The sequence below is a fragment of the Ruegeria sp. YTSA168 genome (assembly GCF_059610045.1).
Window position 1 is genome coordinate 173,984 of sequence record NZ_JBXWMW010000003.1, and the last position, 19,204, is coordinate 193,187.

Annotated in this window: 21 protein-coding genes; 11 read left to right on the top strand and 10 right to left on the bottom strand. The window is 59.1% G+C overall.

Going from position 1 to position 19,204, the window contains the following annotated elements:
- The first annotated feature begins 99 nt into the window (after positions 1–99).
- The 9 genes from alr (at position 100) to AC2FFE_RS07510 (ending at position 9,145) form a co-directional block, all read left to right on the top strand.
- Positions 100–1,134, top strand: coding sequence for an alanine racemase (gene alr, locus AC2FFE_RS07470; protein ID WP_496846320.1), 1,035 nt, complete (start codon positions 100–102; stop codon positions 1,132–1,134).
- Complete coding sequence (locus tag AC2FFE_RS07475; protein ID WP_496846321.1) at positions 1,131–1,913, top strand: MlaE family ABC transporter permease; 783 nt, start codon at positions 1,131–1,133, stop codon at positions 1,911–1,913. The genes alr and AC2FFE_RS07475 overlap by 4 nt, the downstream gene beginning before the upstream one ends.
- Positions 1,910–2,656 carry an ABC transporter ATP-binding protein gene (locus AC2FFE_RS07480; RefSeq protein WP_496846322.1) on the top strand — a complete coding sequence of 249 codons (747 nt, stop codon included), beginning with the start codon at positions 1,910–1,912 and terminating at the stop codon, positions 2,654–2,656. The genes AC2FFE_RS07475 and AC2FFE_RS07480 overlap by 4 nt, the downstream gene beginning before the upstream one ends.
- A gap of 567 nt (positions 2,657–3,223) precedes the next feature.
- Positions 3,224–3,673: a paraquat-inducible protein A gene (locus AC2FFE_RS07485; protein WP_480547042.1), complete on the top strand. Its 450-nt coding sequence runs from the start codon at positions 3,224–3,226 to the stop codon at positions 3,671–3,673.
- Between the two features lie 125 nt (positions 3,674–3,798).
- Positions 3,799–5,160 (top strand): DNA repair protein RadA, encoded by a 1,362-nt coding sequence (radA, locus tag AC2FFE_RS07490; RefSeq protein WP_496817567.1) that lies wholly within the window; start codon positions 3,799–3,801, stop codon positions 5,158–5,160.
- A 40-nt stretch (positions 5,161–5,200) separates the two neighbouring features.
- Positions 5,201–5,791 carry a CvpA family protein gene (locus tag AC2FFE_RS07495; RefSeq protein ID WP_496817566.1) on the top strand — a complete coding sequence of 197 codons (591 nt, stop codon included), beginning with the start codon at positions 5,201–5,203 and terminating at the stop codon, positions 5,789–5,791.
- 643 nt (positions 5,792–6,434) lie between these two features.
- Positions 6,435–7,958, top strand: a complete 1,524-nt coding sequence (gene purF / locus AC2FFE_RS07500) for an amidophosphoribosyltransferase (protein ID WP_496817565.1) — start codon at positions 6,435–6,437, stop codon at positions 7,956–7,958.
- 252 nt (positions 7,959–8,210) lie between these two features.
- A complete protein-coding gene (locus AC2FFE_RS07505) occupies positions 8,211–8,459 on the top strand; it encodes a hypothetical protein (RefSeq protein ID WP_496817564.1) in 249 nt (82 codons plus the stop codon).
- A gap of 41 nt (positions 8,460–8,500) precedes the next feature.
- Positions 8,501–9,145, top strand: a complete 645-nt coding sequence (locus tag AC2FFE_RS07510; RefSeq protein ID WP_496817563.1) for an SDR family NAD(P)-dependent oxidoreductase — start codon at positions 8,501–8,503, stop codon at positions 9,143–9,145.
- Positions 9,146–9,205: 60 nt separating this feature from the next.
- On the opposite strand, the gene AC2FFE_RS07515 is transcribed toward AC2FFE_RS07510, so the two are convergent.
- The 4 genes from AC2FFE_RS07515 to AC2FFE_RS07530 all read right to left on the bottom strand — a co-directional run bounded on the left by AC2FFE_RS07515 (position 9,206) and on the right by AC2FFE_RS07530 (position 11,718).
- Positions 9,206–10,048, bottom strand: coding sequence for an ATP-binding protein (locus tag AC2FFE_RS07515; RefSeq protein WP_496817562.1), 843 nt, complete (start codon positions 10,046–10,048; stop codon positions 9,206–9,208).
- A 117-nt stretch (positions 10,049–10,165) separates the two neighbouring features.
- Entirely contained in the window at positions 10,166–11,041 is an 876-nt protein-coding gene (gene tatC / locus AC2FFE_RS07520) for a twin-arginine translocase subunit TatC (RefSeq protein WP_496817561.1), read from the bottom strand.
- Entirely contained in the window at positions 11,038–11,496 is a 459-nt protein-coding gene (gene tatB, locus AC2FFE_RS07525; protein ID WP_496846323.1) for a Sec-independent protein translocase protein TatB, read from the bottom strand. Before tatB ends, tatC begins: the two co-directional genes overlap by 4 nt.
- A 6-nt stretch (positions 11,497–11,502) precedes the next feature.
- Positions 11,503–11,718 (bottom strand): twin-arginine translocase TatA/TatE family subunit, encoded by a 216-nt coding sequence (locus AC2FFE_RS07530; RefSeq protein WP_496817559.1) that lies wholly within the window; start codon positions 11,716–11,718, stop codon positions 11,503–11,505.
- A gap of 221 nt (positions 11,719–11,939) precedes the next feature.
- Here AC2FFE_RS07530 and AC2FFE_RS07535 point away from each other — a divergent pair, with 221 nt between their 5' ends.
- Positions 11,940–12,245 (top strand): hypothetical protein, encoded by a 306-nt coding sequence (locus AC2FFE_RS07535; RefSeq protein WP_496846324.1) that lies wholly within the window; start codon positions 11,940–11,942, stop codon positions 12,243–12,245.
- Between the two features lie 21 nt (positions 12,246–12,266).
- Positions 12,267–12,938: a helix-turn-helix transcriptional regulator gene (locus AC2FFE_RS07540; protein WP_496817557.1), complete on the top strand. Its 672-nt coding sequence runs from the start codon at positions 12,267–12,269 to the stop codon at positions 12,936–12,938.
- Between the two features lie 63 nt (positions 12,939–13,001).
- Here the strand turns inward: AC2FFE_RS07540 and AC2FFE_RS07545 are convergent, their stop codons facing one another.
- The 6 genes from AC2FFE_RS07545 to AC2FFE_RS07570 form a co-directional block, all read right to left on the bottom strand.
- Complete coding sequence (locus AC2FFE_RS07545; RefSeq protein ID WP_496846467.1) at positions 13,002–14,174, bottom strand: peptidoglycan DD-metalloendopeptidase family protein; 1,173 nt, start codon at positions 14,172–14,174, stop codon at positions 13,002–13,004.
- A 64-nt stretch (positions 14,175–14,238) separates the two neighbouring features.
- On the bottom strand, positions 14,239–14,889 hold the full coding sequence (locus tag AC2FFE_RS07550; RefSeq protein ID WP_496817556.1) for a protein-L-isoaspartate(D-aspartate) O-methyltransferase: 651 nt from the start codon (positions 14,887–14,889) through the stop codon (positions 14,239–14,241).
- Positions 14,886–15,668 (bottom strand): 5'/3'-nucleotidase SurE, encoded by a 783-nt coding sequence (gene surE, locus AC2FFE_RS07555; RefSeq protein WP_496817555.1) that lies wholly within the window; start codon positions 15,666–15,668, stop codon positions 14,886–14,888. The genes AC2FFE_RS07550 and surE overlap by 4 nt, the downstream gene beginning before the upstream one ends.
- A gap of 112 nt (positions 15,669–15,780) precedes the next feature.
- Positions 15,781–16,824, bottom strand: a complete 1,044-nt coding sequence (locus tag AC2FFE_RS07560; protein WP_496846468.1) for an ABC transporter ATP-binding protein — start codon at positions 16,822–16,824, stop codon at positions 15,781–15,783.
- A 121-nt stretch (positions 16,825–16,945) separates the two neighbouring features.
- On the bottom strand, positions 16,946–17,995 hold the full coding sequence (locus tag AC2FFE_RS07565; protein WP_496846325.1) for a methyltransferase domain-containing protein: 1,050 nt from the start codon (positions 17,993–17,995) through the stop codon (positions 16,946–16,948).
- A 96-nt stretch (positions 17,996–18,091) separates the two neighbouring features.
- Positions 18,092–19,204, bottom strand: coding sequence for a YhaZ family DNA alkylation repair protein (locus AC2FFE_RS07570; protein ID WP_496846326.1), 1,113 nt, complete (start codon positions 19,202–19,204; stop codon positions 18,092–18,094).

Here is a 19,204-nt window from a genome sequence, read left to right on the forward strand (position 1 = left end):
GGCAAATTTCGCCGGATGTCGCCCGTACAACGCTGAAACGGCGTCGCAAAAACGTCATTCCCTCTTGACCTTATACGGCGCAATGTCATGAACAACGCCATGAGTACCGCACGACTGACAATCAATCTTCAGGCCCTTGCCGGCAACTGGCGGGCGCTGGATGCACAGACCGATGTTGAAACCGCTGCTGTCGTCAAGGCCGATGGTTATGGTCTGGGCGCCGGGCCGGTTAGCAATGCGTTGGCCGAAGAAGGCGTGCGCAAGTTTTTCGTCGCGGTGGCTGAAGAAGGTGCAGACGTGCGTCAGGCCATTGGACCGGGGCCGCAGATTTGCGTGTTTTCCGGCCATATGGAGGGGGATGCAGACCTGCTGCGCGCCCATGATCTGACGCCCCTGATCAACTCACCCCAGCAGTTTCTGCGCCATGTGCAAGCGCTGCCGGATCATCCTTTTGGTATCCAGCTGGACAGCGGTATGAACCGCTTGGGCCTGGAACCTGCTGACTGGGCCGAACTGCGCCCCAAGGCCGAGGCGCTGAACCCGGTTGTCGTGATGTCTCATCTGGCCTGTGCGGACGAACCCGATCATCCGATGAACCGGCAACAGTTGAAAACCTTCCGCGAGATGACCGATGGCATCACCGCGCCGCGTTCGCTGGCGGCCACCGGTGGCATGCTTCTGGGGCCAGAATTTCATTTCGACCTCTGCCGCCCGGGCATTGGCCTATATGGCGGGATGCCTTTTGCCGGGGCCCGGCCTGTTGTCACTGTTGATCTGCCGGTCATCCAGGTGCGCGCGCTTAAGGTCGGCGAAACCGTTGGCTACGGCAACAGTTGGAGCGCCCGGCGCCCGTCGCGCATCGCAACAGTTGCGGCAGGCTATGCGGATGGTCTGCACCGCGCCATCGGTGGCGGGATCGACACGTTTGCGGGCGATCAGCCCTGCCCTGTTGTGGGCCGAATTTCGATGGACCTGATCACGGTCGATGTCACCGACCTGCCCGATGACCCTGAACGCCTACGCATCCTGAACGGGCATCAAACCGTGGATGATCTGGCCGAAGCGGCGGGCACGATTGGCTATGAAATCCTGACCTCGATGGGTCGCCGATATTCGCGGGGTTATGTGGAATGAACCCTGTCTTACTGCTCAGCGGGTTAGGCCGCGCCGCGCTGACCCTGCTGGCCGCGTTTGGCCGGGTGGCGCTGTTTGCGCTGGACGCAATCTCTCATATCTTCCGACCCCCGTTTTACCCGCGTGAATTTGCAATGGCGCTGCTGAATATCGGCTGGCTGTCCCTGCCCGTGGTCGGCCTGACCGCGATCTTCACCGGCGGTGCGCTGGCCCTGCAAATCTACGCAGGCGGTGCACGTTTCAATGCCGAGGCGGTGGTGCCTCAGATCGTCGCCATCGGCATGGTGCGCGAGCTTGGCCCAGTGCTGGTCGGGCTGATGATCGCCGCCCGCGTGACCTCCTCCATCGCGGCTGAGATCGCGACGATGAAAGTGACTGAACAGATTGACGCGCTGGTCACGCTCTCCACCCACCCGATGAAATACCTGACCGCCCCGCGCGTGCTGGCGGCGCTGGTCACCGTACCCGCCTTGGTCGCGGTCGGAGATGTCATTGGGATCATGGGCGGATACACCGTCGCCACGCAAAACCTGGGCTTCAACCCGGCGGCTTATTTGAAAAACACCGTGGATTTCCTTGAGACCCGCGACATCGTCTCGTCCCTGGTCAAAGGGGCCGCCTTCGGCATGATCGCCGCCATCATGGGCTGCTACTATGGCATGTCCTCGGGCCGCGGCGCGCAGGGCGTGGGCCGCGCCACCAAAGGCTCGGTCGAGGCCGCCGCCGTGCTGATCCTCGCCGCCAATTTCGTACTCACAGGGGTGTTCTTCTCGCTATGATCCGGATGGAGAACGTGCATAAAGCCTTTGGCGACAACCGCGTCCTGCAAGGCATGAACCTTGAGATTCCCAAGGGCACCTCGATGGTCATCATCGGCGGCTCGGGCACGGGCAAGTCGGTGGCGCTGAAATGCATTCTGGGCCTGATCCAGCCCGACAGCGGCATGATCTATGTGGACGACAAAGACGCCACCAAGGGCGACCGCGATGCGTTTCTGGCCCGGTTCGGCATGCTGTTTCAGGGCGCGGCGCTGTTTGACTCGTTGCCCGTCTGGCAAAACGTCGCCTTCCGCCTGCTGCGCGGCTCGCTGAAACGCCCTACCGAGGAAGCCCGTGAGATCGCCATCGAGAAACTGCGCCGCGTGGGCCTGAAACCCGACGTGGCTGACCGCCTGCCCGCCGAACTGTCCGGCGGTATGCAAAAACGCGTCGGCCTCGCCCGCGCCATCGCCGCCGAGCCCGAGATCATCTTTTTTGACGAGCCGACCACCGGCTTGGACCCGATCATGTCCGGCGTCATCAACGACCTGATCCGCGAAATCGTGACCGAGATGGGGGCAACCGCCATGACCATCACCCACGACATGAGCTCGGTCCGCGCCATTGCCGACAATGTGGCGATGCTGCATGGCGGGGTGATCCAGTGGACGGGGCCTGTGGCTCAGATGGATACCTCGGGCGATCCGTATATGGAGCAATTCATCAGCGGCAGCGCTGACGGGCCGATTGAGGCGGTGCGTTGAGCATGGAACAGAGCTGCGTTGATGTTGGCGAACTATATCGGTCTCAGAATTCAAGCTTAGGCTTCGCAACATTCGCTTTGGTTCTGTTGTTGCCATTCGCAATATTTATGTCGCTTTTGATCAAACGAAAGCTTGGTCTCACAACGCGCGCAGTTGGTGTTGGGCTCGGTTCCTTTTGCCTACTGACGGCATTGGCGCTTACTAGGTTGTTTCTACCAATGATTTCTGAAGCAAGCGAAGACTTTGTAAGGTACTACAGCATTGTTTTTGGTTTGGCTCTGTTCGTTCTCTACGTTTTCCTTGTATTGATTTGGTTGATCGGCGCATTCAAAACTAGATGGAGACCCAGAGAGTTCGAGTTGATCCCTACCGGAATCCTTATTGCGATTCTTGTCTGCGCATTTTTTCAGGTGCTGGAAGCTATGAGATATTATGAGCTTCTAAAGTTACCGCGGTGCGACCAAAGTAATAATTTAGTTCCATCGCTTCAAACGCCCGCTTGACTAGAATAGTCGTCAGCTCAGACAATAGAAGGCACGGCTACGTGTTTTTGTAATAACCATATAAATGACCCTCCGCCTCGCCACCCTCTCGCTCCTGATCCTCTACCCCATCGCGTGGTTTGCCCCGCTGATGCGCGCCGGCTTGCTTCCAATTTTCGGCCTCAGCGAGATCAGCGTCATCACCGGCCTCCAGTCCTTATGGAAGTCCGACGTCTTCCTCGCGCTGGTCGTCACCATCTTCGCGCTCTTTGCGCCGTATATCAAAACCATCGGCACCGCGCTGATCCAGTGGAACCTGCTGGACGCCCGCGTCCAGCCCGCGCTGAACATCCTCGGCAAGCTGGCCATGGCCGATATCTTCCTCATCGCGCTCTATATCACTCTGGCCAAGGGCATCTCTTACGCCACCATTGAGACCGCCTGGGGCCTCTACCTCTTCACCCTCTGCATCCTCGCCTCGCTGGTGCTGGGCCTTCTGACCGAACGTCAGGCAAAGGCCCAAACCTCTATCTGACACCCGGCGCGCATGCGCCCGCTGCGGGTGACGGCCCGCAGGGCCCGAACCCGCAGCGCGCCACCGGCGGAGATGAAAGCCCGCAAGGGCTTGAAGAACCGCCCATCCTCGGGCACCAAAGCGGAATGGCAAAACCAACCTTCTCTTGCTCGGCCTGCGGTGCGAGCTTCACCAAATGGTCCGGGCGTTGCGATGCCTGTGGGGAATGGAATACCATTACCCAGGACGTGCCGCTTTCGGCTGGCCCGGCCAAGAAATCCCTCGGCGGCAAGCGGGGACAGTCTGTCACGCTCACGGACTTGTCGACCGAGGAGACACCGCCACCCCGAACACTCAGCGGGGTGGACGAGTTGGACCGCGTCCTGGGCGGTGGTCTGGTACCCGCCTCAGCCCTGTTGGTGGGCGGCGATCCCGGTATCGGAAAATCCACCCTGTTGCTGCAGGCTGCTGCGCGCTTTGCCCGTGCAGGCGTCAAAACAATCTATGTCTCGGGCGAAGAAGCCAGTGCACAGGTCCGTATGCGCGCGCGGCGGCTGGGGCTGGAGGACGCGCCTGTTCAACTGGCTGCTGAAACCAACCTGCGCAATATCCTGACGACGTTGGAAACCGAAAAACCCGGCCTCGCCATTATCGACTCGATTCAGACCATGTGGGCCGACAATGTGGACAGCGCGCCCGGCTCGGTATCACAAGTCCGGGCCGCAGCGCATGAATTGACCACGTTTGCGAAACGACACGGCGTGTCGATCATCATGGTTGGTCACGTCACCAAAGAAGGCCAGATCGCAGGCCCCCGGGTCGTTGAACATATGGTCGACACCGTGCTCTATTTCGAAGGCGAGCGCGGTCATCAGTTCCGCATCCTGCGCGCCGTGAAGAACCGCTTTGGCCCCGCCGATGAGATCGGCGTGTTCGAGATGACGGGCAAGGGTCTGGCACAAGTCACCAACCCATCGGCCCTGTTCCTGTCAGAACGCGGAGAACCCAGCCCTGGATCGGCCGTTTTTGCGGGGATCGAGGGCACACGACCCGTATTGGTCGAGCTTCAGGCGCTTGTCGCCCCCTCCCCTCATTCCCAACCCCGCCGCACGGTTGTGGGCTGGGACAGCGGGCGCCTTGCCATGATCCTTGCCGTGCTCGAAGCCCGCTGCGGTATCCCTTTTGCGGGGCTCGACGTCTATCTGAATGTCGCCGGAGGTCTTAAGGTCAGCGAGCCCGCTGCCGACCTTGCCGTTGCCGCCGCGCTGCTGAGCGCCCGTGAAGACACCGCCCTGCCCGCCGATACCGTCGTTTTCGGAGAAATCTCGCTATCCGGTGCACTTAGACCCGCCCCGCAGACCGAAAATAGGTTGAAAGAAGCGCAAAAACTTGGTTTCACAGCGGCAGTTGCTCCGGCAGGTGGCAAAACCGGCACTGTGGCAGGTCTGACACTCACCCGACCCTCTGATTTGGTTGGGTTTGTTGGCGAAACCTTCGGAGCAGGTTAAAGTCGCGCCGCGAGGGGCAGCAAAAGAACAGGCGAGGGCCATGGAAGGTTTTACAATAATTGACGGGGTTGTGGCCCTGATCATCGTGCTGTCAGGCCTCTTGGCCTATTCGCGCGGTTTCATGCGTGAGGTTCTGGCCATCGCGGGCTGGGTCGCTGCTGCGGTCCTGGCGTTCATCTTTGCACCGCAAGCTGTGCCTCTGGTCAAAGAGATCCCGGTTGTCGGGGATTTCCTGCGTGACAGTTGCGAATTGTCGGTGATCACGGGCTTTGCCGCCGTATTCGCCATCGCCCTGATCGTGGTCAGCATCTTTACGCCGCTGTTTTCGTCGCTGGTGCAGCGCTCGGCGCTAGGCGGTCTGGACCAAGCGCTTGGCTTCTTCTTCGGCATCGCGCGCGGCATCCTGTTGGTGGCCATCGCCTTCTTTGTCTACGACACGGTCATGACCGGCCAGTCTTATACGATTGTCGATGAAAGCCGCTCGGCCAAGGTGTTCGAACAGTTCAGCACACAGATCGAAGAGCAGAACCCCGAAGCGGCATTGGGCTGGGTAACCGCACAATATGAAGAACTTGTAGGCAGCTGCACCGCGAGCGGAACGGCCCCTGCTGCAGAGAGCACCGACAGCTGATCCAGCAGGTATCAGTATTTCGAAAAGCCCGGCACTGCCCGGGCTTTTTTTGTTTCAGATGAACCCTTCCCCGCCGCACACTGTGCATCGGATGGTTTTCAATCCAAAACACCCGTCGCAGCGGCTGAATATCGGTTTGCCATGAATATCGCGGCCTTTGACGACCTGTCCGGCACCGTTGCAGATCTGACAAGGCGCGCGCCCCATGCCGCGACACCGATGGCACCGCCGCTTGGGTGTTTCCTCTGCCTTAGACGGCGGCCGGTTTTGCCACATCACGCCCCCTTGCCCGTTCAACATGCGCATTTTGATCCGGTTTCCGCCATGTCAGCACAATTATATTCATATGTCATCAGACTTGGTGCGCGGTCGAGACAGCACAAATCCCACCTGCGGCATTGTGTAATTGTGATCCTTTGATGACAGGGGCGTTCGAAGGCAGTATGTGAGGGCCAACCCGCCACGGAATCGGAGCTGCCGATCTTGTTCTTTGTGTTTTCATCTGCGTGCGTCGCATCGATGATTTGCCATCTGGCTTATGAAACACAGGCAATCGCACGCATGGTGCAGGCAGCATCCCCTTATCGATCCCGACAGTCGGTCAAACCTCTCGTCACAACGCCATAGGAATTGGAGCCCGTACATGTGTGGGATTTTGGGGATCGCAAGCCGGACACATGATGTGTTTGCGGAAATCTATGACGGCTTGCTGATGCTGCAACACCGGGGTCAGGATGCCTCGGGGATCGTCACATATAACGGTGAGTTCTTCCGCGAGAAAAAGGCCAACGGTCTGGTCAAGGATGTCTTCCACGCCACGGATGCTGAAACCCTCCTGGGTAAAGTCGGCATGGGGCATGTACGCTATCCAACCGCCGGTTCACTCAGCGCGGCTGAGGCGCAGCCCTTCTTCGTAAACGCGCCTTACGGGATATATCTGGTCCACAATGGCAACATCACCAACACGGCTGAGCAGCGCGAAAAGGTCACGGGCAAATACAGCCGCCACCTGCGTACCACCTCGGATTCTGAAATCCTGCTGAATGTGCTGGCCGACAAGGTGGCCGATGCGATCAAAGTCAATGGCAATGTCGAACCCATTCGCAACATCTTTGCTGGCGTGAAGATGACGATGGAGCGGGTTCAAGGTGCCTATTCCGTGATCTGCCTGATCGCAGGCGTGGGCATGTTGGCCTTCCGTGACCCGTACGGCATCCGCCCGTTGTCTGTCGCTGTTCGTGAAACCGAAGGCGGCGGCAGTGATTACGCCTTTGCCTCCGAGGACGTAGCATTCGGCATCAACGGGTTCGATAAACTGCGCGATCTGCGCGCGGGTGAGGCCATCCTGATTGATCTGGATGGCAACATGCATGAATTCCAGGCGGTCGAGGGCAAACTGACGCCCTGTATCTTCGAGTATGTCTATCTGGCCCGTCCAGATTCGCTGCTGGATGGCGTGTCCGTCTACAAAACCCAGATGCGCATGGGTCAGACTTTGGCCAAGCAAATTCAGGACTCGGGGTTGGATATTGATCGGATCATTCCAGTACCGGACAGCGCCCGCCCCGTGGCGCTTGAGGCCGCGAAAATCACCGGCATCCCCTATCGTGAGGGTCTGGTGAAGAACCGCTATGTCGGCCGCACCTTCATCATGCCGGGTCAGGAAGAGCGGCAGAAATCTGTCCGCCGCAAGCTGAATGCCATTCCGCTGGAATTCAAAGATCACAATGTTCTGCTGATCGACGATTCAATCGTGCGCGGCAATACGATCAAGAAGATTGTACAGATGTGCCGCGAGGCCGGGGCCAAGAAAGTCTATATCGCCAGCGCGTCTCCTCCGGTCAAATATCCCAATGTTTATGGCATCGACATGCCCACCAAGGCCGAGTTAATCGCCGATGGCAAAGAGATCGAGGAAATCCGCGAGGAGCTGGGCGCGGATGCTCTGTTCTACCAGCATCTCGATGATCTGGTCTGGGCTGCCAAGGAAGGCAACCCTGAGATCGAGGCCTTCGATTGCTCGTGCTTCAACGGCGATTACATCACCGGCAGCGTCAGTGATGATTATCTCGACAGTCTGGAAAACAGCACCCGTGTCAGCAAAAAGCGCGAGGACATGGAGCTTGTGGGCGGATCATGGAACGGGGCCAAACTGGCCTCGGGATGATCTGACACCCCGAATCAGATGGGTTGGCTGAGACATCGCGTTTCGCGTTTTTCACCAACCCGCTACCGTTCATGAAAATGTGACACACGGGCGTGACCCCGAAATCGCAGCGAATGCAAAGACTTCGCAAACCCTGCGTTTAAGGTCAGGCGATGCGACGTTGCGGCAGTCTTTTGTTCCCTTTTCGCCTTTGTTAACCAACCCGCCGCTACCACTCACCAAAGGGGTCTGGGCCCTGCCCGACCACAGCTTATGTCCAATGTCACCGTCAAAGGCGCGGCAACGCAAAAAGGCGCGCTGAAGAAAAACTCTGTCTCTGTACTTGGGATATTTGGTCCCAAGGCGGATTTGCGCGCGCTCATGCGAATGTCCTCTGGTCGCGTCAAGGAGGTGAAAACCGGCAGCCGCGTTGGGTCGGGCACCATCGTGGCCATCGACGAGCATGGCGTGATGCTGCGACAAAGCGGCCAGACCCGGCGGATCGCGATCCCTGGGGACTGACGCCTCTTGACGGCCTGCGCGATGGGGTTCAAACCGCAGTCATGACCGATCAGACCAAAATCGCCCTTATCACAGGGGCCTCACGCGGGTTGGGTGCAGCCCTGGCCGAGGCGCTGGCCCCCGACTATCACATCGTCGCTGTTGCCCGCACAACCGGCGGGCTGGAAGAGCTGGACGATCGGATCAAGGCCAAGGGCGGGTCCGCCACCCTCGCGCCCATGGACATCACCGATCCGGATGCCATGGCGACCCTGTGCCGGGGCATCCATGATCGCTGGGGCAAGGTGGATCTGTGGTTGCACACAGCCGTCCATAGCTCAGCCCTGACGCCGGCGCATTTTGTCGACCCGAAAGAATGGGCCAAGGCGATGAATATCAACGCCAATGCCACATCGGTCTTGATCCCCTATGTAACACCCCTGCTGGGCGAAGCCGGTCACGCAGTGTTCTTTGACGACCCCAAGGCCGGTGAGAAATTCTATGGTATCTACGGGGCTACAAAGGCCGCGCAGATGGCTTTGGCCCGCAGTTGGCAGATTGAAACAGAACGCACGGGGCCCCGCGTCTCGATCGTGCAACCTGCGCCAATGCCCACCGCCGTGCGCGCGCGGTTTCATCCCGGTGAAGATCGGGATGTGTTGACCAACACGGCGGATGAGGCAGCTCGGATTTTGGCACTGCTGTAGGGGAATGGCCCTTTGGGCCATGCCTCCGGCGGGGATATTTCTAGCCAGATGAAGCTGGGATCAGGCGATGTTGACGCCGTTGCGCCCGGCTAGATCGACGAAGAATTGCCAGGCAACGCGGCCCGAGCGCGCACCTCGGGTCGCTTGCCATTCGATGGCCTCAGCGCGCAGGGTTTCGGGGTCGACGCTGACACCATAGGCGCTGCAGTAGCGATCGATCATGGCCAGGTATTCATCCTGATCGCACGGGTGGAAGCCAAGCCAAAGGCCGAACCGATCGGAAAGCGAGACCTTTTCTTCAACCGCCTCGGACGGGTTGATGGCGCTGGAACGCTCGTTCTCGATCATGTCCCGTGGCATCAGGTGGCGGCGGTTTGAGGTGGCGTAGAAAACCACATTCTCGGGCCGCCCTTCGATCCCGCCATCCAGCACAGCTTTGAGCGATTTGTAGTGTTGGTCATCATGGCTGAACGATAGGTCATCGCAAAACAGGATGAACCGATGCGGCGCGGCGCGCAGGTGGTTCAGCAAGCGCGCGACCGAGCCCATGTCTTCACGCTGCAATTCGACCAGTTTCAGGTTCGGATGACCGCCCTGAAGTGTGCCATGCACGGCCTTCACAAGACTGGATTTCCCCATCCCGCGCGCGCCCCAGAGCAGCGCGTTATTGGCTTTATAGCCTTCGGCAAAGCGACGGGTATTGTCCAGCAACGTATCGCGTGAGCGGTTGATCCCCACCAACAGGTCCAGATCGACCCGGTTGACCTGTGTGACAGGCTCTAACCGATCCGGGCCGACATGCCAGACAAAGGCGGGGGCCGCGTTGAAGTCCGGAGCAGCCAAGGGCGCAGGGGCCATGCGGTCCAGCGCGTCGGCGATACGGTTCAGGGCTTGGTCATCCATCGGGGCCTCCGGATCTTGGTGTGGCGCTGTCAAACCATGATCCGGGCGATGCAACAAGGGCCTCAAACGAAAAAGGCGCGCCGAACCCGGCGCGCCTATCTTTGTCTTCAGAGCGGGTTATCTGCCCTCTTCCTCCTGAATGATCTCCTCATCCGCATCAGCCTCGTCATCATAGTAGCCATCGGCGCGCAGCTGTTCTTCGCGCTTCTTCTCGACACGGGCGACAAGGAAGATCGATATCTCGTAGAGACCATAGACCACGACGAACAGGATGACCTGAGTGATAACGTCCGGGGGCGTGACCAGCGCAGCGAGCACCAAGATTGCGACGACCGCATATTTGCGGACGGATCCAAGCCCTTCGGCGCTGACCAATCCTGCCTTACCCATCAAGGTCAGCAAAACAGGCAACTGGAAGCAGAGACCAAAGGCCACGATGAACTTGATCGTCAGGTTCAGATATTCCTGCGCCGAACCCTGGAACACCACACTGAGCGGTGCAGCTGTCGCTCCATCGGTTACGGCCTCGCCCTCAGCACCGAACTGCTGGAAGCCCAGAAAGAAATCATAGGCCAAGGGTGTTACGACATAGAAGGCAAAACTTGCACCCAGCAGGAACATGAATGGCGATGCGATCATGAACGGCAAAAACGCGTTCTTTTCGGTTCGGTAAAGCCCTGGTGCCACGAACCGCCACATCTGCATTCCGATATAGGGGAAGGCCAGGATGAACCCGCCCAACAGCGAAACCTTGATCGCAACAAAGAAGCCTTCCTGCGGCGAGATAAAAATCAGCCCGCAATCCTGGCCGCGCTCATTCAGCACCTCACACAACGGGTGCGTCAGGAAATTGAAGATCGGCGTGGCCACCGTGAAGCAGATGATCATACCGATCAGAAACGCCACAACGCAGTGGATCAGCCGCGTGCGCAGCTCAGCCAAATGTTCGATCAATGGGGCCGAGCTGTCTTCGATTTCGTCGGTCTTGCTCATGTTTTGCTTTCAGTCTTCAGCGCGGCTTCGGCCTCTTCGGCCTTGGCCAATGCATCTGCGGCTTCTTTGGCTTTGCGCTCGGCCGTTGCACGAGCGCTCGTCGCCTGAATCTTCTTGGCTTGCTCGGCCCGTTCAGTAGCCAACTTGCCGGTCTCGCTCTGAGGATCAAACTTGGTGGGATCGATGCTCTTATCAAGATCCTGAGCCGCCTGTTTCACACCATCCATAGCGGTATTCACCGGGTTGGCGGCGGCATTCAAACCCTTTTTGATCTCGTTCACGCCCGCCTGATCCGCAGCTTCGTTCATCGCACTGCTGAACTCGCGGGCCATACCGCGGGCCTTGCCAACCCAGCGGCCAACATTTCGAAACAACACTGGCAGGTCCTTGGGCCCCACCACAATCAGCGCGACGATGCCGATGACCAGAAGCTCGGTCCAGCCCAGATCAAACATCTGCGCTTAGACCTTGTCTTTTTCGGTTTCCGGTGTGACGTCCTTGGCAACTTCGGCTGAATCCTGCTCCAGTTCATCTGCGCCTTCCTTGACGCCTTTCTTGAACGACGTGATGCCTTTGCCAACTTCGCCCATCAGCGAACTGATCTTACCACGACCAAACAGCACCAGCACCACAACAGCGATCAGCAGTAGGCCAGGAAGGCCGATATTATTGAGCATGTTTCTTCTCCTTTAACGTCAGCGCATCGCGCCGGGAATATGATCTGGTCTTGTGTTTATGCCCCAAACCCCCATCGCAAAAAGGGGGCTTACAAGGTGGCGCCCCCAAAATCCGGTCTAAACTTGCGATTTTACAGGGCTCGCTTTTTTCAACTGACAGGTTTATGTCAGTTGTGGATGGCTAAAACAGCGATATCGCAACCTGGTCAACGGAGACTCACATGACCCATGTCGCAGAAATCGTCACTTTCACTTTAAACGACGGCACCTCGCCCGAAGCATTCGTCGCGCTCAGCCAATCCACCGAAGCCTTCGTGCGCGCCGCACCCGGCTTTGCCCATCGCCAGCTCAGCCAGGGCGATGACGGGCGTTGGACCGACTATGTCGTCTGGCAGGATATGCAGGCGGCGCAAAACGCGGCGGCACAGTTCCCGGAACAGGAGTTCGCCCCGGCCCTGATGGCGGCCATCAACCCCGACAGCCTGCAGATGCGGCATGAGAATGTGCTATGGAACATGACTGCCTAATCGCTTCCAGAATGGCGTGTCATGCGCCGCACTGATCGTCTGTTCGATATCATCCAGATCCTGCGCGACGGCAAACTGCACCGCGCGCAGGACATCGCGGACCGGCTTGAGGTGTCGGTCCGCACGATCTACCGCGATATGGACACGCTGGTGGCTTCTGGCATTCCGGTCGAAGGCGAGCGTGGTGTGGGCTACATGGTGCGCGAACAGATCACCCTGCCCCCGCTGAACCTGACCCCGTCCGAGCTCGAGGCGCTGAACCTCGGCATGGCCATCGTCGCCGAAGCCGCCGATCCGGATCTCAAGGCTGCAGCCGAGTCCCTTGCTGAAAAGATCGACGCCGTGTTGCCTACACAGGTCGTAGCCGAAGCCGACGCCTGGAAGTTCGCCGTCTACCCCTTTGCCGATGCCGCCCGCGGGCTGGCCCATATGGCCCCGATCCGCGCCGCGATCAAATCACGCCAGAAACTGCACCTATCCTATCGCCGCATTGACGGTACATTGACAGACCGCACGATCCGCCCCCTGCATATGGAATACTGGGGCCGCGTCTGGACGCTGACCGCCTGGTGCGAGCTACGTGACGGCTTCCGCGTCTTCCGCATCGACCTGATCGAAACGGTCACGCCCCAACCGGAACTGTTCACAGATGAACCCGGCAAACAGCTCAGCGACTACGACCCTCACGCGTGATCCCAGCTTCATCTGGCCAAAAATATCCCCGCCGGAGGCATGGCCCGATACGGGCCATTTAGTTCACTGCAAATAGGGCTCGGGATCGACCGACTCGAAGCCTTTGCGGACCTCGAAATGCACATAGGCATTGTCCCCACCCCGCAACGCGGCAATCTGCTGCCCGCGTTTGACACGGTCGCCTTTCTTGACCGTGATGTCGTCGACATTGGCATAGACGGTCAGCAAGTCGTTCTTGTGCTTGACCACAATGATCGGCACCTGATCCGCATCTGCCGTGATCGCGGCGACGGTTCCTGCCTCGGCGGCCTTGACTGGCGTACCGGGCGCAGCTGCGATGTCGATGCCCTCGTTCTTGCCTTTCTCATAGGTCCGAATGGTCTTGCCGGTCACCGGCAAGGCAAGCGCAGAACGGCTTGCGTTGCTGGGAGCTTCGGCAGTCACATCAGGGGCCTCGGGTGCTTCGGCGCGGGGCTCGACCTGTTGGTCCGGCAAGGGCTGCGTGGCGCTTGGCGGCGTTGGCGTGGGTGAGCCCTGCCCCGGCTGCGTTACATTGGTTGCCCCTACTGCAGGCGCCGGAGCGGCCGCGCGCGGGGCGGGCTGGTTCTTGACCGGGATCAGCAGGTACTGGCCTTCACGGATGGCGAAATCCGGACCCAGACCGTTCCATTCAGCCAAAGACTCGACAGGCACTTGGTACAGGCGCGAAATCGTATAGGCTGTCTCGCCGCGTTTCACCTTGTGCTGAATCGGTTCCGGCCCGGTCGGCGCGGGTGCCGCTGCCGGTTTGGCAGGTTCCAGGGTTGTTGTCTGGACCCCGCCTGTCGCAGGTGCCTGGTCAATGGCCGATCCGGCGATCGAGGCGATGTCAACCCCGCTGGCCGCACCCACCGAACGCGGCAATGCCAGGATTTCGCCCTCGCGCAGCGTGTCGGTGGTTTGCAATCCGTTGAACCGCGACAGCTCGCCCTCGGGCAGACCCAGACGGGCCGCAACATCACGGACGGTATCGCCGCGACGGGCCACGGCCACCTGATAATTCGGATAGGTGATGACGCCGCGCGCATCCGGTGCCGGGCGGCTGGCGGTGGCGGATTGCGCCGCGCCTGTGGTTGAAAACCCGCCAATCTGACCACGCAGGTCATAATCCAGTGGGCCTTCGCACCCGGCCAATATGGCCAATGCGGCCACCCCGGTCGCACAACGGCGCATCGCCGATTTGGAAACTGCTCTCATCATGTTTGCCCTCAACACCTGCCCCTGTTGTCCGGGGTTCCGGTGATCAAACTTCAAATACCTGTTATGCCTCATCCTTCCCGAGCCCCTCAAGCAGGGGCACGAAACGGACGGACGACAATTCGTTATAGTCCAGACCATCCTCGGTGCGCGTGACCTTGATCAACTGCTGTACCGCATCTGACTGTCCTACGGGTAGAACCATAATACCCCCGATTTTCAGCTGCGCCAAGAGCGGTCCGGGTGGGTCCTCTGCCGCGGCTGTCACAATGATCCGATCAAAGGGGGCTTGTTCGGGCAAACCAAAGGACCCATCCGACAGCATCGCGGTCACATTGGTCAATCCCATCTGGCGAAACAACTGGCCGGTTTCGTTCACCAACCGTTTATGGCGCTCAACCGTATAGACCCGGCGCGCCAGTTTTGACAGAACCGCGGCCTGATAGCCCGATCCTGTCCCAACCTCCAGAACCGTATCACGTGGGCGCACGTCCAGCGCCTGCGTCATCAACCCGACGACCGAGGGTTGGCTGATCGTCTGACCACAGGCGATGGGCAGCGGCATATCCTCATACGCACGATCCGCAAACAGACCGGTGACAAAGCGACCCCGATCAATCTGCTCCATCGCGGCCAGCACACGCGCATCCGTCACGCCCCGTTTGCGCAGGGCAAACAGGAATTGCATGACGGTTTCGGGGTCCAGTCCACTCATTCGATCGACTTCAACGCCTCTAGCGCATCATAGGCCGTCAGATCCGCCCGCATCGGCGTGACCGAGATATATCCGGCCAGATTGGCTGCCGCATCTGTGCCCGGCTCGGTCGGTTTGTCCTGCGGCCCACCCCGCACCCACAGAAAACGCCGGCCCGAAGGTGATGTCTGTGGCTCAACTGTATGGCGGGTTTCGCGCCGGAAGCCTTGGCCGCAGACTTGAATACCCAGAACCTCATCCGCAGGAACGGGCGGGAAATTCACATTATAAAACAGGCGGTAATCTGTTTGATCCGCAGGGTTCGCCACCAATATCTTGCGCACCACATCGGTGCCATGTTGCACGGCAGCTTCAAACGGATCGGCCAGATCCCGGTTGCGCGGACCGTAGTATTGCGACAGGGCAATGGCGGGCACGCCCTGCAAGGCGGCCTCCATCGCGCCGCCAATTGTGCCGGAATAGACCGTATTCTCAGCCGAGTTATTGCCCCGATTGACGCCAGACAACACCAGATCGGGCGGCGCGTCCTTCATCACGTCATGCAAACCGGCCAATACGCAATCCGCAGGCGAACCTTCGGCTGCATAGCGGCGCTCGCCCAGCTCGGCCACCATGGTCGGGTGTGTATAACTGATACAATGCCCGACGCCCGACTGCTCAAACGCAGGAGCAACGACCCAAACTTCGCCATCTGGCCCTGCCACCTCAGCCGCAATCGCCTCAAGCACCGTCAGACCCGGCGCGTTGATCCCATCATCATTGGTTAAAAGTATACGCATCTGCCCGATCATCCCCACGTTTGGCCCTTGATAGACGTGCCCTTGCGTTGCGGCAAGCAACGGGCGCACGCAATCTGAGGCTTTCGCGCACCACTTAGGCGGAAACTGAGCGTCAGAGCGGGAAAACGAAGCAGCGATCGCGGCGGATCGTTAGCCACATGACCCGCCCCGGGTTGGGGACAAACACATTGGGCACGGTGGTCTTAAGGATCGAACCGTCGTAATCCATCCGAAACTCGACCAGGCTTTCATTGCCCAAAAAGCGGGCGCGTTCGACAACACCGCGCGCTGCGACCCCTTCGGTGGCGGTCGGCAACGGGCCTTTGCCATTGCGGTCGAAATCCAGCTTAACGTGCTGTGGGCGGAACACGATCTCGACATCCGTCCCATCCGGAATGCCCGGGGCCAGGAATTGACCGAAAGGTGTTTCCGCCAAAGCCCCGTTGACGACGGACCGCAAGATATTGACATCGCTAAAGAAGGCCACCGCCTCTTTATCTGCGGGCCGGGTGTAGACGTTATAGGGCGCGCCTTGCTGCACGATCTTGCCCCGGCGCATCAGGGCGATCTCATCCGCCATCCGCATCGCTTCTTCGGGCTCATGCGTAACCAACAACACCGCGGCATCTTCTTCTTTCAGAATCGCCAGGGTTTCATCGCGGATACCATCGCGCAACCGGTTGTCGAGGCCTGAAAACGGCTCATCCATCAGCATGATCCGGGGGCGCGGGGCCAATGCACGGGCCAAGGCAACCCGTTGCTGCTCGCCACCTGAAAGCTGATGCGGGTAGCCATCGATAAAGCGCATCAGATCAACTTTGCGCAGCAGTTCTTCGACGCGGGCACGTTTCTGGTCTTTGCTGCCGGTCAGGCCAAAAGCCACATTGTTGGCAACGCTCAGATGTGGAAACAGTGCAAAATCTTGAAACATCAAGCCAATTTCGCGTCGTTCCGGCGGCACGCGAAACACGGTATCGCAGATCAGCTTGCCATCGACGTAGATTTCGCCCGAATCCTGCATCTCGACCCCGGCGATCATCCGCAGCGTGGTGGATTTCCCGCAACCCGATGGCCCAAGCAGGCAAGTCACCTGCCCCGCCTGCACGGTAAGCGACACATCATCCACCACAACCCGCCCGTCGAACCGGCGGATCATGTTGCGGATTTCCAAACGAGGAGGAGTTGCGTCTGTTGTCACCGATGACCCCGTAACCTTTCCCGATCAAAACCATCGGGCTTGGGCGGGGATAGCAACCCCGCCCCTTGGGCGCAAGGGATCAGCAGCAGCCGCCGGAAGTGGCTTCGGCCCCCATTGCTTCAAACGGGCTCTCGCCGCCACAACCTTCGAAAATGCCATAGTGAGTCGAGAAATCACCGATAAAGTCGAAATGACGGGCAAAACGCGTGTCTTTCAACATCATCCATGTGTTGCCGCACACCGGGAAGACCTTGCCGGTTTCCATTGCGTGATGGTCATCCAGCTCAAAACGATGCGGCGCGTTGGGGATGGTGCCCTTGTAGATCACCGCCTGACCATAATCTTCACAGGCGGGCTCCAGCGCGGGCAGCTTGAATAAACGGTACGTGGCCGACAGGAAGTTCAACGGCGCGACACGTTCTTCCAGCACAGGGTTTTCGATGGTCAGCGGGCGATGGGTTACACGGCGTGGATCACCAAAGCCCGCCTTGCGCGAGATGGACAGAAAGTCGTTCCAGTACAACGCGCCCGATAGGCATTCGCCATACAGAACCTCATCCTCGGCCATGGCTTGCGGGATGCGGCGATCCGCATAGACGTCCGAGAAGTACATCTCGCCGCCCTCTTTCAACAGCCGATGCGCCCCACGCAAGACGGCCTCTTTATCGGTGGCCAGGTTGATCACGCAGTTCGACACGATGATATCGAAAGAGCCCGGTTCCAGATCCAGCTCATCCAATTTTTCGATATAGCCGTGGTGGAATTCAACATTGCCGGTGGCATAGCCAAAAACATTGGCGTGGTAGTCCTGATGCGCACGGGCCACATCTAATTGTTCCTGAGTCATATCGACGCCGACCACGCGTCCGTTCTCACCCACCATCGCCGACAGGGCGTAAACATCCCGGCCAGCGCCGCAGCCCAGATCAAGGATGCTCATCCCCTCAAGGTCCAGCGGCGCGATCAGGCCACAGCCGTAATAGCGGGTCAGCACCTCATCATGCAGTTTCGAGAGGATTTTCTTCAGATGATCCGGCATGTCATCGGGGGTGCAGCAGGCATTGGTCTGCAAATCCGCACTGCTTTGCAGCACTTCGCCGTAATAGTTCTGCACCGATTCATGCTTCATCGCGGATGTCCTCTGTTCGATATCTGCCTAGCAGCTAGTGCAACTTTTCGGCCCGGGCAATCCACCGGGCCCGATTTGACAAAACTGTGAGATGTCTCAGCCCAACAGGTCGAAATCAACACCTGCCCGCACCTTGCCATTCACCTGAATCTCAAGCCGATGCGCACCGGGGACCAACTGGAACGTGCTTGCGCTGGCTTTAAGCTTGTGGCGCTTCTCCAAACGCAATGTCCCATCCTTCAAAGCAGATTGTTTCAGCTTGTGCACTTTCGCTGATGTTTTCCCTCCAGGTCTTTGAAAGTGAATGATATAATCTACAAGAACCGGCTGCGCACCCTGACCTGTCAGGACCACAGAAAACTCCAGCGCTTCGCCAATCCGTGCCTCTGCCAATAGCTGAATACCAACCGTCAGTTCGGCATCAGGATCATAGCCCAGCATGACCATCGAGCCCGAATGTCCCGCCTTTACAAGGCCGCGCAGGGTGTGACCGATCATCCAATCCAACTCATCCGGATTCTGTTTGCCCGCAGCTTTCCAAGTCTGAAGCTGCGCAAGAACCAGATCGGGCTGTTTCTTTGAGATATCGTTCAGATGGTTTGCGATCGAGCGCGTGACATAGCGTGTATTGTCTCCATGCAACCGATCAAGCAAAGGCAGAGGATCATCCAGCTCCAGTCCAATCGCCTGCCCCCAGGGCAGGCGTGGTCGCGTGCCTTCGCTGACCAATCGGCGGACGTGGTAGCTGTCATGCGCGCACCAATCCTGCATCCGGTTCAGAACCAGATCGGGCCAGCGGTTCAGGAACGGGCGGATCGCCCATTCCATGGAAAACCTCTGGGTCAACTCCTCGAACAGGTTCAGAGCGTCCTCGGGCGCGTCCAGCCCAATCGCGGCCACCCATTCGCCCAAAGGTGCAAAGATGAAATCACCGAAATCATCATCCGTTTTGGTCGGGTCCAAAGGCGGCGGTAGCGCGCGTAGGATCACGGGCGCAACGTCGGGCAGTGTTCCCGGTAGGGCCGATTGCAGACAGTCCGCAATCCAAGCCATGCGCTCTTTCAATTCCAGATCGGTGAGCCGGTACATCACCTGCCCATGAAAAGCATCCGGATTAAAGGACGGGTCCGCCTGAGCAAAAAGCCCGGCCAGATACCGGGTTTTCTCATCATTAAACAGCTGATCTTTCAGCGAATACCCTTGAGACAT

What these genes read in the sequence shown, in the direction of transcription:
- alr (WP_496846320.1), top strand. Translation starts at nt 100, where the DNA reads ATGAGTACCGCACGACTGACAATCAATCTTCAGGCCCTTGCCGGCAAC.
- AC2FFE_RS07475 (WP_496846321.1), top strand. Translation starts at nt 1,131, where the DNA reads ATGAACCCTGTCTTACTGCTCAGCGGGTTAGGCCGCGCCGCGCTGACC.
- AC2FFE_RS07480 (WP_496846322.1), top strand. Translation starts at nt 1,910, where the DNA reads ATGATCCGGATGGAGAACGTGCATAAAGCCTTTGGCGACAACCGCGTC.
- AC2FFE_RS07485 (WP_480547042.1), top strand. Translation starts at nt 3,224, where the DNA reads ATGACCCTCCGCCTCGCCACCCTCTCGCTCCTGATCCTCTACCCCATC.
- radA (WP_496817567.1), top strand. Translation starts at nt 3,799, where the DNA reads ATGGCAAAACCAACCTTCTCTTGCTCGGCCTGCGGTGCGAGCTTCACC.
- AC2FFE_RS07495 (WP_496817566.1), top strand. Translation starts at nt 5,201, where the DNA reads ATGGAAGGTTTTACAATAATTGACGGGGTTGTGGCCCTGATCATCGTG.
- purF (WP_496817565.1), top strand. Translation starts at nt 6,435, where the DNA reads ATGTGTGGGATTTTGGGGATCGCAAGCCGGACACATGATGTGTTTGCG.
- AC2FFE_RS07505 (WP_496817564.1), top strand. Translation starts at nt 8,211, where the DNA reads ATGTCCAATGTCACCGTCAAAGGCGCGGCAACGCAAAAAGGCGCGCTG.
- AC2FFE_RS07510 (WP_496817563.1), top strand. Translation starts at nt 8,501, where the DNA reads ATGACCGATCAGACCAAAATCGCCCTTATCACAGGGGCCTCACGCGGG.
- AC2FFE_RS07515 (WP_496817562.1), bottom strand. Translation starts at nt 10,048, where the DNA reads ATGGATGACCAAGCCCTGAACCGTATCGCCGACGCGCTGGACCGCATG.
- tatC (WP_496817561.1), bottom strand. Translation starts at nt 11,041, where the DNA reads ATGAGCAAGACCGACGAAATCGAAGACAGCTCGGCCCCATTGATCGAA.
- tatB (WP_496846323.1), bottom strand. Translation starts at nt 11,496, where the DNA reads ATGTTTGATCTGGGCTGGACCGAGCTTCTGGTCATCGGCATCGTCGCG.
- AC2FFE_RS07530 (WP_496817559.1), bottom strand. Translation starts at nt 11,718, where the DNA reads ATGCTCAATAATATCGGCCTTCCTGGCCTACTGCTGATCGCTGTTGTG.
- AC2FFE_RS07535 (WP_496846324.1), top strand. Translation starts at nt 11,940, where the DNA reads ATGACCCATGTCGCAGAAATCGTCACTTTCACTTTAAACGACGGCACC.
- AC2FFE_RS07540 (WP_496817557.1), top strand. Translation starts at nt 12,267, where the DNA reads ATGCGCCGCACTGATCGTCTGTTCGATATCATCCAGATCCTGCGCGAC.
- AC2FFE_RS07545 (WP_496846467.1), bottom strand. Translation starts at nt 14,174, where the DNA reads ATGAGAGCAGTTTCCAAATCGGCGATGCGCCGTTGTGCGACCGGGGTG.
- AC2FFE_RS07550 (WP_496817556.1), bottom strand. Translation starts at nt 14,889, where the DNA reads ATGAGTGGACTGGACCCCGAAACCGTCATGCAATTCCTGTTTGCCCTG.
- surE (WP_496817555.1), bottom strand. Translation starts at nt 15,668, where the DNA reads ATGCGTATACTTTTAACCAATGATGATGGGATCAACGCGCCGGGTCTG.
- AC2FFE_RS07560 (WP_496846468.1), bottom strand. Translation starts at nt 16,824, where the DNA reads ATGATCCGCCGGTTCGACGGGCGGGTTGTGGTGGATGATGTGTCGCTT.
- AC2FFE_RS07565 (WP_496846325.1), bottom strand. Translation starts at nt 17,995, where the DNA reads ATGAAGCATGAATCGGTGCAGAACTATTACGGCGAAGTGCTGCAAAGC.
- AC2FFE_RS07570 (WP_496846326.1), bottom strand. Translation starts at nt 19,204, where the DNA reads ATGTCTCAAGGGTATTCGCTGAAAGATCAGCTGTTTAATGATGAGAAA.